This window comes from Pseudomonas sp. rhizo25 (assembly GCF_031931935.1).
Classification (GTDB): domain Bacteria; phylum Pseudomonadota; class Gammaproteobacteria; order Pseudomonadales; family Pseudomonadaceae; genus Aquipseudomonas; species Aquipseudomonas synxantha.
Map to the genome: position 1 here is coordinate 619,180 of NZ_JAUJXA010000001.1, position 13,250 is coordinate 632,429.

11 protein-coding genes are annotated in these 13,250 nt (G+C 58.7%); 6 read left to right on the forward strand and 5 right to left on the reverse strand.

From position 1 onward, the window contains the following. Positions 1-23 precede the first annotated feature (23 nt). Entirely contained in the window at positions 24-3,788 is a 3,765-nt protein-coding gene (locus QZR30_RS02915) for a dermonecrotic toxin domain-containing protein (protein WP_311902927.1), read from the reverse strand. Between the two features lie 172 nt (positions 3,789-3,960). Between QZR30_RS02915 and QZR30_RS02920 the strand changes: the two genes are divergently transcribed. The 4 genes from QZR30_RS02920 to QZR30_RS02935 all read left to right on the forward strand — a co-directional run bounded on the left by QZR30_RS02920 (position 3,961) and on the right by QZR30_RS02935 (position 7,321). Continuing rightward, positions 3,961-4,425: a multidrug transporter gene (locus tag QZR30_RS02920; RefSeq protein ID WP_311902928.1), complete on the forward strand. Its 465-nt coding sequence runs from the start codon at positions 3,961-3,963 to the stop codon at positions 4,423-4,425. Positions 4,426-4,439: 14 nt separating this feature from the next. Next, a complete protein-coding gene (locus tag QZR30_RS02925) occupies positions 4,440-5,252 on the forward strand; it encodes an SDR family oxidoreductase (RefSeq protein ID WP_311902929.1) in 813 nt (270 codons plus the stop codon). Positions 5,253-5,343: 91 nt separating this feature from the next. Continuing rightward, positions 5,344-6,699 carry an AAA family ATPase gene (locus tag QZR30_RS02930; RefSeq protein WP_046070989.1) on the forward strand — a complete coding sequence of 452 codons (1,356 nt, stop codon included), beginning with the start codon at positions 5,344-5,346 and terminating at the stop codon, positions 6,697-6,699. Beyond that, the gene (locus tag QZR30_RS02935) at positions 6,692-7,321 is read left to right on the forward strand and encodes a retron system putative HNH endonuclease (RefSeq protein ID WP_046070988.1); all 630 of its coding nucleotides are present in this window, start codon (positions 6,692-6,694) and stop codon (positions 7,319-7,321) included. The genes QZR30_RS02930 and QZR30_RS02935 overlap by 8 nt, the downstream gene beginning before the upstream one ends. Here the strand turns inward: QZR30_RS02935 and QZR30_RS02940 are convergent. Then, entirely contained in the window at positions 7,306-8,181 is an 876-nt protein-coding gene (locus QZR30_RS02940; RefSeq protein ID WP_068966223.1) for a LysR family transcriptional regulator, read from the reverse strand. The two genes, QZR30_RS02935 and QZR30_RS02940, sit on opposite strands and share 16 nt — an antisense overlap. A 111-nt stretch (positions 8,182-8,292) precedes the next feature. Between QZR30_RS02940 and QZR30_RS02945 the strand changes: the two genes are divergently transcribed. Both QZR30_RS02945 and QZR30_RS02950 read left to right on the forward strand, forming a co-directional pair. Continuing rightward, on the forward strand, positions 8,293-9,480 hold the full coding sequence (locus QZR30_RS02945; protein WP_046070986.1) for an MFS transporter: 1,188 nt from the start codon (positions 8,293-8,295) through the stop codon (positions 9,478-9,480). After that, positions 9,473-9,874, forward strand: a complete 402-nt coding sequence (locus tag QZR30_RS02950; RefSeq protein ID WP_046070985.1) for a nuclear transport factor 2 family protein — start codon at positions 9,473-9,475, stop codon at positions 9,872-9,874. The genes QZR30_RS02945 and QZR30_RS02950 overlap by 8 nt, the downstream gene beginning before the upstream one ends. A 135-nt stretch (positions 9,875-10,009) precedes the next feature. On the opposite strand, the gene QZR30_RS02955 is transcribed toward QZR30_RS02950, so the two are convergent. The 3 genes from QZR30_RS02955 to QZR30_RS02965 are packed head-to-tail and all read right to left on the reverse strand — an operon-like array spanning position 10,010 to position 13,248. Continuing rightward, positions 10,010-10,870: an efflux RND transporter periplasmic adaptor subunit gene (locus QZR30_RS02955; protein WP_056845486.1), complete on the reverse strand. Its 861-nt coding sequence runs from the start codon at positions 10,868-10,870 to the stop codon at positions 10,010-10,012. Positions 10,871-10,880: 10 nt separating this feature from the next. Further along, positions 10,881-11,081, reverse strand: coding sequence for a DUF1656 domain-containing protein (locus QZR30_RS02960; protein ID WP_046070983.1), 201 nt, complete (start codon positions 11,079-11,081; stop codon positions 10,881-10,883). Then, positions 11,071-13,248 carry an FUSC family protein gene (locus QZR30_RS02965; protein WP_046070982.1) on the reverse strand — a complete coding sequence of 726 codons (2,178 nt, stop codon included), beginning with the start codon at positions 13,246-13,248 and terminating at the stop codon, positions 11,071-11,073. The genes QZR30_RS02960 and QZR30_RS02965 overlap by 11 nt, the downstream gene beginning before the upstream one ends. Between the last annotated feature and the right edge of the window lie 2 nt (positions 13,249-13,250).

The following is a 13,250-nucleotide window of genomic DNA, read 5'->3' on the forward strand; positions in this document are numbered from 1 at the left end:
ACGTGAAAGCAGCCGCCATGTACTTACAATTTAAGCGGTGTTTTCCCATGGGAAATGACACGATCAACTAACTCACCGTTTGGCCCGCCCCGGTACTTCAACGGAATTTCAAACGGTATATCCACATAAAAAATATGCGGGTTATTTGGGCTTTGTATGACATTCAAACCCGAGGTATTGACTTCATAGTAGTGCGACATTTTATCCAGCGCATTGCCATGTTTACGCTTTCCGAAGATGGTTTCGGAAATCTGCTTGGTCGGCATATCCCCTGGCGCCAAGTCCGTAAAGTAATGCCTGCCTCGCTTGCCGGGAAGAGGTTGACCGCTCAAGTCTGAACTTGAAGGCGAAAGACTTCGATCGGCCGTTATCGCGGCATGCGGCTTGGCCCAGGTGTAGTGATAAAAAACATTTTTACCTTTGACCGGCGGCTCCATCAGCGCTTTTTCGCCCGGGAAACTTTCAGGCACCCTGGGTCGCTTGGAGGCCGGTAGGCCATTTGTCGCGCTACTCGTGCCGGCGCCGGTTGTAGAACTGCCCTGGCTCGCCGGGCGTTTGGTACCCTGGGAAACCGTCGTAGGTTGTGGAGCCCCACCTGGCAATCGGCTCGATCGCCATCCACCATTACCGTCCGACTGCAGAAACGCCCGTACCCGATAGAGTTTTGGCGCGGTCGAGGGCATGCCGGGATCGATGATCGCGACTCGCCCATCGCGCGCATGGAAGGCCGAGTCAATCTGATACACCCTGCTGACCTGGGTATCGTCGGTAAAGCGCACGTACCAATTGTCGCCGACGTTGTAGGTGCCGTCGGGCCTCAACGGCCGGCCTTTGATGACATCGTCCGACACAGCAATGGCACTCAGGTTGAGGTTTTGGCTCGCGCCGGCCGCTGACGCAGGCACACTACCTGACGTATGTAACGGGATCACTGGAGCAGGTGCCCTGCTGGTCAATGGGCTCTTGGGGACCGGCCGCAACGGCGCGACACGAACGTTGGGGATACCAGAGGCAGCCACACTGAACTCCGAATAAACCCCACGCAGTAGCCCCGGTTTCTTGATCAGCCGTGGCAGGATTCGGGCATTGGCGCGCAAGGTCGTCAAGGCTGCTTTACCTAAGCGCACCCCCATCGACACGCCTTTGCCGAGCACAGGCAACAAGTCTGCAAAGATCATCGCCACTTCAATACCGAATAGAGCCTTGTTGATTTTCGATTGAGTCGCAACCTCGGCGCTACTGACGGATTGATGGTCAGCATGGTCGATGAGCGATTTTACTTTTTGCTTGTACAGTTCCTCCTGGAAGTTGCCATCGATGGGCTTGAGTGTCATGCGAGCACTCGTCAACTTGAGCATGTCGATGAGCAGTCCGACGGTGCGCACTGGATTCTTCGTCGCATCGAACGCATACGACCTGATGGCCTCGCCAGCTTTGACCACATCATTTTTATCGATCGGTGATGTCCTGCTCGCGCTGTAAAGCCTCCACTCCTTTTTATCCATCAAGGCATTCAAAGCTTCTTCATCGGCCACTTCGCGAAAGGACACACCGTCGGGCGCATCCGGCGTGTACAGCACCAGCTGTTTGTCTGTCTGGTTGCCAATCACCATGACGCCCTGAACCGGCAACCCACGCTGGACAAGCGCATTGACGACAATGTTTTTTCCATCGACCTGAGGCCGGTCGGCCGGATCTGGATGATCAAGAACAGCCGCAACCCACTGCGCGCCCCGTTTGGAACTCGTGTCGAGGATCGCTGGCGACGTGTAGGCATCGGGGTTGAGTGATGCCAGAAAAGCTTCTTTATCCAGCGCGTCACTCAGGCTGGCTTTCCATGCTTTGCGCAGCTCACCCGCAGCACCCTCCTGGGTGTCCGTGGCCAACTGTTCTTTAAGCAATCGGGTATACCCTCCCCCCACATCAGTGGTGTTGACCAACGCTTTGAGCTGCTCGGTATCCAGAATTACGGGCTTGCCTTCAGCATCCAGGATCGGGTTGCCCTGGGTGTCGGTCAGCGGCAATGTGTACGTGACTTGAGTGAACCGGCCCCTCTCAATGGCTGGAAATTCGCTGGGGTTTTTCAGTGCCAGATCCGTCAGCGACATACTTGTGTTGTTGAAGCCGAGTGTATGGGTACTGCCTCGTCCGCCACTCTGCAGACTCGACCTGGTTTTCACCTGCACCATCAACTTGTCCGCATTCACCTGCGCGCTCGGGTACAGCTTTTTGATTGCTTCGTTTATCCGGTCTCGGGCAAAGACGTTCAAAGCAGGAAGTTTTTCCAGCATCGATGCCAGCGCACGTGTGCTAATTGCCTCGGAGTGCTCCAGAAAATCAAAGAGAGTTTCTTGCTCCGGGGTCAAATTTTTGAGCCACTCAGGCGCCAGCTTATCAGCCAGTTTTTCATCCCGCGCCAACATAGCATTGTCACCACTGAGCAGGTACGACCAATCAGCGGCATTATCGAAAGCCTTCCATGCTCCCGGGTCCGTCGCTGCGCGGGAAAAGTTCGCGTTGATTTCCTCCTCCTGGCGCTTGAGCATCCGGGAAATGCCCTCGCCCAGCACATCCCCTGCCAAGGGTTCGACGCTCCACATCAAATCATCGCCAGAGGGTGGCTCGGTCTTGTTTTGCAGCGCCAATGGCAGCGTTTGCCGCAATAGATCAGCATTGGGGCCCGCCGCATCAAGACGCTGCGCAAGTACCTGGCGTGCCTGGGCAGGTGTAGCGAACTCTTCGAACCCTTCACTTGGGGTGTACAGCACAACCGGCCCGTTTGCATCATTGAGAGGCAGGGTCCGGCCTTTCGCCCAGGTGGGAGGCGTCGCCTCGGACCCGTCAGTACTGGTGATGAGGAAGCTGCCCGCCATCAAGGCGCCGCGCTCAGTGCCATCATCCATGGTAAGCGGGTAGACACCCGGGCGTGCATCATTGGGAAAGGCCGCTTCCCGTTCGGCCAGCGTGGGGTACTGCAATGCGGCGTCGATCAATCGCTTGCTCGCCGCGCTCAGTGTTCCATCACTCACACGCAACGCGGCGAGGGTCGACAGTTGTTGCTTATGCAGAGCCAACAACTGATTCTGAGGAGACTCCAGAACGTTGGGGTCTCGCAAAGTCGGGCGAGGTGTTGTCCAGAATGCCTGAAGGGTCGGCGCAAATTGCGTGACAATGCGCCGGGCAATCGTATCCAGCGTGAGCTGCACATTGACGCTGACACTCTCGGAGCCGTCTGAAGCACGGGTAAATATGCCGAACTGTTCGGCGCTGTCTGCCTCGTCCTTCTGGTCAGGATCGGTCAACAGGCTCACCACCTTTCTGCTCAAGGCGTCCCGTAGTGGCTCTGAAGACAGCGTTTTCACCGTGCCATCGCTCTGCGTGATCCAGCGTTTGAACGTCAGGTCTTTTAGCCTCAGGGACGGCTGGTCCGGGACCATTTGGCCTAGTTGCTGGCGCAGGAAATCATTGAAACTCGGTTGCTCACCATGCAAACGCTGCATGTCGCGGGTTAAAAAGGCATGTTGGGTGACGAGTGCCTCCTGATCGGTGACCTTGAATTGCCGTACTAGCTGCGGATACTCCACCCTGACAGGTGGTATGCCGGGCGAACTGGGAACAGAAGTGCCAGCGGGTGCGTAGGTTAAAACCGGCGAAATAGGCACGCGATTGTGCGAGTCCGCGTCATTGGCAGTTTCAGCGTTGCTGACCAATTTGGCTGCAAATGCGTCTGTGGTGTTGACGCTTTGCACGGAAAGAAGACGGGGCGAATTCGGGGTAGGTCCCAACATAAAATGAGCCTCATAGGGAAGTGTGAATGTTGTCGCTACACTCCCTGTAGGGCGTCAGATGTGTGAGTGTTCAAGGCGCAGTGGTTCCGCTGGAAATGTAAGCTCAAGTACCCGATCGCGGTCACACCTACGCTTAAGTTAGGATGCTCGTTCCCTATTCGAGGTGGTCTCCATGTTCTTCGGCGTTCTCCTGATCATCACCTGGCTGGTTCTGCTGCTGCGCTATCCGGCCAAGGCGCTGCCGGTATCGCTGGCCGCTGCCGTCGGCCTGGGTTTCATCGCCGTCTGGGTCGTCTGGCTGGACAACCGCGAGGCCGCGCAATTGGCTCGCCTTGAACTACGCATTACTTACGCCCCGCAGGAATGCCCGGCCGACCGTCCTTTAAAACTGACCCTGAACAACGGCAACGACGTACCGCTGACCGAACTGCGCTGGCGCGTCGCGGCCTATGCGCCGGGGGACATAGTCAACCTGGCCGACAACGTCTACGCCGCCCCGCGCTATCGTGGCCCAGGCGAATTACAGGCCGGCGCCACCTGGGACGATTGCCTGCCCACCCCGCCACTGCGCCCCGGCTATCGCCCGCAAACCCTGGAATTTCGCGCCGAGCACCTGCAAGGCAGTTTCTCGGACTGACAAAGGAATGATGCATGCCCAACGTACTGATCACCGGTTGCTCAAGTGGCATCGGCCGCGCCCTCGCCGACGCGTTCAAAGCCGCAGGCTTCAACGTGTGGGCCAGCGCTCGCCAGCCCGATGACGTCGCCGCCCTCGCTGCCGCAAGCTTCAATGCCGTGCAGTTGGACGTCAACGACAGCGCCGCCTTGCAACGTCTGGCCGAGCAATTGGGCGAGCTGGATGTACTGGTCAACAACGCCGGCTACGGCGCCATGGGCCCGTTGCTCGACGGCGGCACCGAAGCGATGCAACGCCAGTTCCAAACCAATGTATTTTCCATCGTCGGCGTGACCCAGGCACTGTTCCCCGCCCTGCGTCGCAATAAAGGCTTGGTGGTGAATATCGGCAGTGTTTCCGGAGTACTGGTCACACCGTTCGCCGGCGCCTACTGCGCGTCCAAAGCGGCTGTACATGCCTTGAGCGATGCCCTGCGCATGGAATTGGCACCTTTTGACGTGCGGGTAATGGAAGTACAGCCCGGCGCCATTGATACCCGCTTCGCGAAAAACGCCGGGGCTCAGGCCGAACTGTTGATCAACGAAAAGTCACCCTGGTGGTCGTTGCGCGAAGGCATTCGGGCACGCAGCCAAGCCTCCCAGGATAAACCCACCCCGGCCAGTGAATTTGCCGCGGATGTGCTCAAGGCCGTGCAGCGAGCGCAGCCACCGCGTCTGTTGCGTTCAGGCAATGGCAGCCGGGCGTTGCCGCTGATGGCGGCGTTGTTGCCCAAGGGGTTGCTGGAGAAGGTGTTGAAGAAGCGTTTTGGGTTGGGTGGTGTGTTGTAAGCAAGCGTGAAGCCTACCTGCCAAAATCCGGGATGAGTGCCATAATCGCCGCCTGCCTCTTGAAACTGACTGGCCCCACAAGGGTAATGCGATGGAAATCAGAAAAATTCGACTGAATAACGTCGGTCGTTTTGCCGACTTGGAAGTCGCCTTTGCGCCTACCGAAAAGCATGCGTCGAAGGTGACGGTGTTTGTGGGGAACAATGGGGCGGGGAAGACGACGATTTTGAAGTCGATAGCCACGTCGTTAAGTTGGCTGGTTGGCCGCATTCGCACCGACAATGGCGGCGGCAGTCCCATCCAAGAGGATGTGGTCACTAATGGTGAGCGATTCGCGACAATCGAGGCTGAAGTCAGCGGTATAACTCACCCGTCAGCATCAGCCTCGGCGACCTATTCATGGACACTTGCTCGCACCTTGCGGGGCCATAAAGCAAAGGTAAATAGCTCTCTTACTAAGTTAACTGAGCTGGCTGAACTCTATCGCGTTCATCTAGGGTTGATTGATGGCAGCGGCTCACTTCCCCTAGTGGCCTTCTACCCTGTCGAAAGATCTGTCCTTGACGTTCCACTAACAATCCGAAAATCCGAAAATCCATTCGATCAGTTTGATGGATACGAAAACGCTCTAAATGGTGGCGTAGATTTCGGACGGTTTTTTGAATGGTTCCGTGACAGAGAAGATACTGAGAACGAGCAGGGCATATCCTCAGCCGTAATGGAACAGCTGGAAAAAATCTCCAGTACGGATGAAAAACTGGTATCTGAGCTGAAAAATATGCACCTAGCATCACGTGATCCTCAGCTAAATGCCGTGCGGACCGCCGTCAGCAAGTTTATGCCTGACTTTAGCAACCTTAGAGTCCAGCGAAAACCTAGATTGCATATGGCTATCGACAAGCTAGGCAATACACTCAGTGTTTCTCAACTTTCTCAAGGGGAAAAATCACTGATGGCACTTGTCGGCGACATTGCTCGCCGCTTGGCACTCATGAATCCCTCATTGAAGAATCCGCTTGAAGGCACTGGTGTCATCCTAATCGACGAGGTCGACCTTCATCTGCACCCTCAATGGCAACGCCGCCTAATCCAGCAACTCACTGAAACCTTCCCCAACTGCCAATTCATCCTGACGACCCATTCCCCATTGGTGATCAGCGATACCAAGAACGTCCTGTGCTATGTCCTCGACGATGGCGAACTGGAGGAGCGCACCGGCCTATACGGCCTTGATGCCAATCAGGTACTGCTCAGCGTCATGGACACAGATATACGCAACAGTGAAGTTCAGTCTCGACTGGATCGCTTGCTGGAGTTGCTGCAAGAAAAAAAGCTGAAAGAAGCCAATGCACTGTTCGAAGAGCTGTCCACTGACCTGCCCCCTGGCCATATCGAACTGACCAAAGCCGCCCTTCTGATCCGCAAGCTGGAGTTGCGCAGTGCGTAAGATCATAAAAGGAAATGAACCAGCAGAATTGACGAAATGGATGCGCGACAATCCGAAAGGTCGCTACTGCGACCTAACCCACGAAGAAAGAAACAGTATTCGCCAAGCCTGTATCGAAGAGCAGCATGGTTTGTGCGCGTATTGCTGCCATGCAATTACCCAAGAGACTGCCCATAACGAACACGTTGCGGCCCGGGAGACCCACCCCCATCGGACGCTCGATTATTCAAATATCGTCGCCAGCTGCAACCGCAGCAAACAGTGTGGCAAAGCCCATGCACATCAGACATTGCCACTGACATCCTTGATGGACGAATGCGAAACCGAACTGAAGTTTTATCTATCAGGCCGTGTGGAGGGTTTGAGCCCCAGGGCGATCACGTCCATCCAAGTGCTGAACCTTGGCGACTGCCGTGAAAACAATCGCACGCTGTTCAGCGCCAGAAAATCCATTCTTGATACGCTGCTCTTCGACTACGGAATGGAAGGCAATGACCTTGAAGCCGAAGACGGCGAGCTTCTGAAGATGCTACTGGAAGACTTAAGACTGCCCGATGCGCACAATCGGCTGAAGCCTTTTGCCCCCATCCTCGTAAATGTCATCCGTCAACTAACCAACTGATACCAACCCTTCATAAAATCAATAAACGCCCGCACTTTCAGCGGCAAATGCCGCGTATCCGGATACATCGCATAGATCCCTTGCGGCGCAAAGCGATGGTCCGCCAACACGCGCACCAGCCTGCCTGCGTCCAGATCATCCTGCACCAGCCATTGCGGCAGAATCGCCACACCATGGCCACGCACGGCAAACGTCTGGAGCACCGCCGCACTGTCGGCCACTAACGCGGCGGGACCGGCACGGTATTGGTGCTCATTGCCGCCGGGGTCGGTCACGCTCAATTCGGTCAGGCGACCATGGCCCAGCCTGGGCACCTGTTCCAACTCATCCAAGGTCTTAACGCCTGCAAACGCTGGCGCCGCGACGGCGAACACGTCAAACGTCGACAACTGCACGGCGCGGTGATTGGAGTCCAGCAAGCGACCCAGGCGAATCGCTACGTCAAAACGCTCGGAAATCAGATCGGCATGGGTGGAGGATGTGGATAAGTGAATATTCAGGTCCGGGTGCAGGCGGCGAAAGGCTTCTACCGCCGGGGCGACCACGGCCAGGGCGTATTCCACGGTGGTGGTGATCCGCAGAGTGCCTTTGAGCTGCGCGTGCTCGGAGCGGGCTTCTTCCACCGCCAAACGAGCCTCTTCAAGCATGCGGGTGCAGCGCAGGTAGAAACGTTCGCCGGCATCGGTGAGCGCCAGCTGGCGGGTATTGCGGGTCAGCAGGGTAACGCCCAACTCCGCTTCCAAGCGCTTGAGGTTGAAGCTGACCACGGCGCGGGTCTGGCCGAGCAGATCCGCGGCGGCCGTGAGCGAGCCCGCCTCGACCACGGCCTTGAAGGTGTCGAATCGGTCCAGGCTGACCATGGGCCACGTCCTCCGTTGTCAAAATATTTTTGACAAACTAACAGCCAAACCGACGTATCTCAAACGCTACGCCCGCCCTACCCTGCACGCTTCATTCGCAGGATAGCGTTCATGAACTACTGCTCGAAAGTCGCCTGGATCTTTTTACTGGGCTTCGCCCTGGACCTGGTGAACATGTTTGTCGCCACCGTCGCCTACCCGGATATCGCTCGCGAGCTGCACGCTTCGGTCACGCAGCTGGCGTGGATCAGCAATGCCTACATGCTCGGGTTGACGGTAATTATTCCCTTGAGTGTATGGCTGGCGGCAATCATGGGCGAGCGCACACTGATCGCTACCAGTCTGCTGCTGTTCGCAGGAGCCTCGGTGATGGTCGGCCAGGCCGGTTCCATCGATGCGTTGATCGGCTGGCGCGCTTTGCAGGGACTCGGCGGCGGCTTGTTGATTCCGGTGGGGCAAGCCATGGCCTACCGGCACTTTCCAGCGGCCGAGCGCAGCCAGTTGACGGCGCGGGTCATGTCGGTGGCATTGCTGGTGCCGGCGCTGTCCCCGGCGTTGGGCGGGGTGATTGTCGACAGCCTGTCCTGGCGCTGGATTTTCTACGCCAACCTGCCACTGGCCTTGATCACCCTGCTGCTGACACTCCTGTGGATAAAACCCGATGTGCCCACAAGCACGCGCCCGCCCCTGGACCTGGGCAGTATTTTCAAACAGGCCGCCAGCCCGATGCTGCGCGTGGCGATGCTGGTCTACCTGTGCATTCCCGGGGTATTTATCGGCACCAGCCTGATTGCCATCCTCTATGTACGCGGCCTGGGGTATGACGCTACCCAGACCGGCGCACTCATGTTGCCCTGGGCCCTGGCCTCGGCCATGGCGATCTACCTGAGCAAGCAACTCTTCAATCGTTGTGGTCCGAAACCCTTGCTGGTGGCGGGCATGACACTGCAATGCGGCGGCATCCTGTTGCTCAACGAGCCGGCCCTGATCATTGCCGCCTATGTGTTGATGGGCCTGGGCGGCAGCCTGTGCAGCAGCACCGCACAGACCCTGGCCTTTCTGGATATCCCCGCCGAGCGCATGGGCCACGCCAGTGCCTTGTGGAATATCAACCGCCAAGTAAGTTTCTGCGTAGGTGCCGCCGTGCTCAGTGCCGTGCTGTCGACCTTGGATTCCTTCGCCATAACCTTCACGATGGCGGCAGCCTTGACCCTGTTGCCGCTTTTCGCAGTGCTGCGCCTGGATGCGTCCAGGGTACGCAGCCTGCTTCACCCTTCCAGCGAGCCCAAGCATGATTGACTACAGTGATTTTTTTGAAGAAGTGATCCAGACCCACGTCGAGATCGAGCAATGGTTTGCCGGTGTTGCGCCTGAGGGCACGCTGCAAAACCTGCTGGCGCGCTTCTCACCCGAGTTCAGCATGATCGCGCCCGCCACCGGCACGCGGGTCAACAGGGCCGGGGTCAATGCGTTGTTCACGCGCCTGGGCGGGATGCGCCCGGGGTTGAAAATCACCTTGAGTGAAATGACCGGCATCGACCGCCATGCACGCGGCGCGACGGTCACGTATCGCGAGCATCAGATTGACGACAGCGGCACCCAGACCGACCGCCGCGCCACGGTAGTATTTGAGAAACAGGCCAGTGGTGCGCTGCTTTGGCGGCACTTGCATGAGACCTTTATCAAGGCATAACACGGGTCTAAATGTGGGAGGGGGCTTGCTCCCGATGAGGGAGTGTCAGTAAGCACATCTGTGACTGACCCACCGCCATCGGGGGCAAGTCGAATCGTCGCACCGCCCCTCCCACATTTGAATCTCCCACAGTTTTTAGTTTTGTGTTGGGTTGACGATCACGGTGCAGGTGATGCCAGCCGCCAGCAGCACGCCCTCGGGCACTTCATCAATGTGAATGCGCACCGGCACGCGCTGGGCCAGCCTCACCCAGTTGAACGTGGGGTTCACATCGGCAATCAGCTCGCGGCTCTCAGGGTTGTCACGGTCGTAGATACCGCGGGAGATGCTTTCCACATGGCCCCTGAGGGTCTCGCCGCTCATCAATTGCATATCGGCTTTATCCCCGACTTTGACGTGGGGCAACTTAGTTTCTTCAAAGAAGCCGTAGACCCAGAAGGAATTCATATCCACCACAGCCATCTTCGCCTCGCCGATACGCGCATAGTCGCCGCGATGCACGTTGAGGTTGGTGACGTAGCCGTCCACCGCCGCCAGCACGCGGGTGCGTTTCAGGTTGAGTTCGGCGGCTTCCAGTTGCGCCAGGGCGTGCTGGTAATCGGCCAGGGCCGAGTCAGCGATATTACTGGCGTCGTCGCGGTTTTCCCTGGAGATCACCAGGGCGTCGAGGTCGGCGCGGCGGTGGGCGTTGAGCTTGCGCATCTCCCAGGTAGCCTTGCGTGAGGCCACCAGCGATTGAGCTTGCTTGACGGCAATGCGGTAGTGCTCGGGGTCGATCTGCATCAGCAGGTCGCCTTTTTTTACCAACTGGTTATCGCGTACCGGCACGTCCACCACCTCGCCGGTCACGTCAGCCGCGACGTTGATGATGTCGGCGCGTACGCGGCCGTCGCGGGTCCATGGCGTTTGCATGTAGTGCACCCACAACGTGCGGCCAATCCAGATCGCCAAGGCCAGAACCAGCAAGGTCGCGAGCAGGCTGAAAAACTTTTTCATCGGGGCATTCTCAACGGTAGACGCTCAGCGCCAGGGCGCCGAACAAGCAAGCGAACAGGCTCAGGCGCAGCAACGCCGGGTGCCAGAAAAACCGATACAGGTCGAACCCGGCCAGGAAGCGATCAATCGCCCAGGCCAACACCGCGGCGATCAGGAACATCAGGGTCATGGTCGGCATATAGATGCCATGAAATGCGATTTCACGGGGCATTCGAGGCTCCTTTTAGGGCCGCCAGTGGCGATTGCGGGTCGAGCAGCGAAGTGCGGATAAAGTGCAGGTAGCTCTTCACCCGGCGCAGGGCCGAGGTATCGAAGTGCGGGGCGAAAGGTTCATCGGTGGCCTGTACGCGGCTGATCGCATGGTCGACGGCGATCAAGCCGCGCTCCAGGTTGCTGGCGCTGGGTTGCAGGAACAAGCGCACCAGCGAACGGCCCATCACACGGATTGCCTGGCGCCACGGCTGGGACTCGGCATACGCCGGGTGCACCGGCAGGATCGCTTGCTCCTTGCGCAGCTCGATGATCGCGTGGCCGACCTCCAGCACGACGAACATCCAGCGCAGCAAGTCGCGCTGCACCTGCGGCTGGCCGACCGCGAGGCCGTAGGCCTGGTGCAGCAGGTCGCGGGTGCGGCTTTCAAAGCTCGAAGTCAGACCCTTGAGCTTGGCGCTGATCGCATATACCACCTGCTCACGCAGGTCCTGCTCCAGGCGGCGCCACAGCCAGCGGCTGTTGGGCGGCAGGATGATCGCCCCTGCCGCCGCGCATACCAGCATGCCGATGACCATGGCGATGTAGTCGTTGATAAAGGTGTAGGGGTTGTAGACCGTGAGGTTGTCCGGCACCGAGCCGGTGCTGAAGAAAATCAACAGCCCCACACCGACACCGGCGTACCTGGGGCGGGAAGAGAGAAAGGCCCCGAAGATGATCACCGGTGCGAGCATCACGCACAGCAACGGGAAACCGTCGATCCTGGGGAACACGAAGAACATTTCGACAAAGCCGACCAAGGCGCCGATCAAGGTGCCGCAGGCCATCTGGAACGCCATGCGCTTGGGGTTGGGTGTGGCGGCGGAGAGGCCCACCGTGGCCGCTGCGATCAAGGTCATGGTCGCGCCACTGGGCCAGGCGGTGGCGACCCAGTAACTGCCCAGTACGACAAGGATAAATGAGGCCCGTACCCCGGCGGCGGCGCAGGCCAACCAGTTGGTTTTTGGCGTGTAGGACTCGTGCCAGTCTTCCCGCGCATGGTGGTGGTCGGCCAGGGACGCGTGGGTTTGCGCGTAGTTGTGCAGGTCGTCGACGAAGCGGTACAACAACTCGTAGGCAGTATGGAAATCCAGTTGCTCGGCTTCGGTAGGGTTATCGTCCTGGAAGCTCGCCCGCAGGCTGCGCACCTTGGCAGGCAGGCCGTCCTTGTAGGCGCTCAGTTGATTGACCAGGCGTGCGGCATCCGGGCTGGTGAGGGCGCGACCGGAGAAGCTGTCGAGCACTTCGGCCAGGTCTTGCAGGCCGGGTTTGATCGCTGCGACCACATGATCAGCCTCATCGGCACGCAAGCGTTCAAGCAACTGGTGCAGGGCGTTGAAGCGCGTGGTGATGCTCATGAATTCGCTGTTGAGGCGACTGAGTCGCCCATTGCGCCGACGCATGTGCGGGTCTTCAAACACGGTGACGCTGCGCAAGCCTTCCAGGCCCACGGCTTCAGCGATAAAGCGTACGTTGCTGGCCTCGAAATGCTCGCGCTGGCTGCGCCCACGCAGGCCGTCGGTGACAAACAGCGCGAACACGCCAAAGCGCTGGTACAACGCGTTACGCATGGCCGCGCTGGAGGTCTGCGGCAGGATGGCCGCGCTGACCAGCGTCGAACACAGAATCCCCAGGGAGATTTCCAGCACCCGCCACACGGCCGCCATAAAGGCGCCGTCCGGGTGGGCCAGGGCCGGCAGGCCGACCATCGCTGCGGTGTAGCCGGCGAGCACAAAGCCATAGGCGCGGAAGTTGCGGTTACGTGTGGCGCCGGCGGTACAAATGCCCACCCAGATCGCCAGCGCGCCGAGGAACAGTTCGGTGTTCTGCGCAAACAAGGCGATCAGTAGCACCATCACCGCCGACCCCGCCAACGTGCCGAGGAAGCGGTAGAAACTTTTGGCGAACACCTGGCCGCTTTGGGGCTGCATTACGATAAATACGGTGATCATCGCCGTGCGCGGTTGCGGCAACTCCAGGCGCATGGCCAGCCACAGCGTGAGAAACGCAGCGACCAGCACCTTGAAGATATACACCCAGGTCACGCCGTCGCTGCGTGCCCAGTCGAAAAAGCCACGGCGCCACTCAAGGGAATGCAGCCAGCGCAGCGGTGCAGGCAAGGGAGTCATCA

What these genes read in the sequence shown, in the direction of transcription:
- QZR30_RS02925 (WP_311902929.1), top strand. Translation starts at nt 4,440, where the DNA reads ATGCCCAACGTACTGATCACCGGTTGCTCAAGTGGCATCGGCCGCGCC.
- QZR30_RS02915 (WP_311902927.1), bottom strand. Translation starts at nt 3,788, where the DNA reads ATGTTGGGACCTACCCCGAATTCGCCCCGTCTTCTTTCCGTGCAAAGC.
- QZR30_RS02930 (WP_046070989.1), top strand. Translation starts at nt 5,344, where the DNA reads ATGGAAATCAGAAAAATTCGACTGAATAACGTCGGTCGTTTTGCCGAC.
- QZR30_RS02955 (WP_056845486.1), bottom strand. Translation starts at nt 10,870, where the DNA reads ATGAAAAAGTTTTTCAGCCTGCTCGCGACCTTGCTGGTTCTGGCCTTG.
- QZR30_RS02950 (WP_046070985.1), top strand. Translation starts at nt 9,473, where the DNA reads ATGATTGACTACAGTGATTTTTTTGAAGAAGTGATCCAGACCCACGTC.
- QZR30_RS02965 (WP_046070982.1), bottom strand. Translation starts at nt 13,248, where the DNA reads ATGACTCCCTTGCCTGCACCGCTGCGCTGGCTGCATTCCCTTGAGTGG.
- QZR30_RS02940 (WP_068966223.1), bottom strand. Translation starts at nt 8,181, where the DNA reads ATGGTCAGCCTGGACCGATTCGACACCTTCAAGGCCGTGGTCGAGGCG.
- QZR30_RS02920 (WP_311902928.1), top strand. Translation starts at nt 3,961, where the DNA reads ATGTTCTTCGGCGTTCTCCTGATCATCACCTGGCTGGTTCTGCTGCTG.
- QZR30_RS02960 (WP_046070983.1), bottom strand. Translation starts at nt 11,081, where the DNA reads ATGCCCCGTGAAATCGCATTTCATGGCATCTATATGCCGACCATGACC.
- QZR30_RS02945 (WP_046070986.1), top strand. Translation starts at nt 8,293, where the DNA reads ATGAACTACTGCTCGAAAGTCGCCTGGATCTTTTTACTGGGCTTCGCC.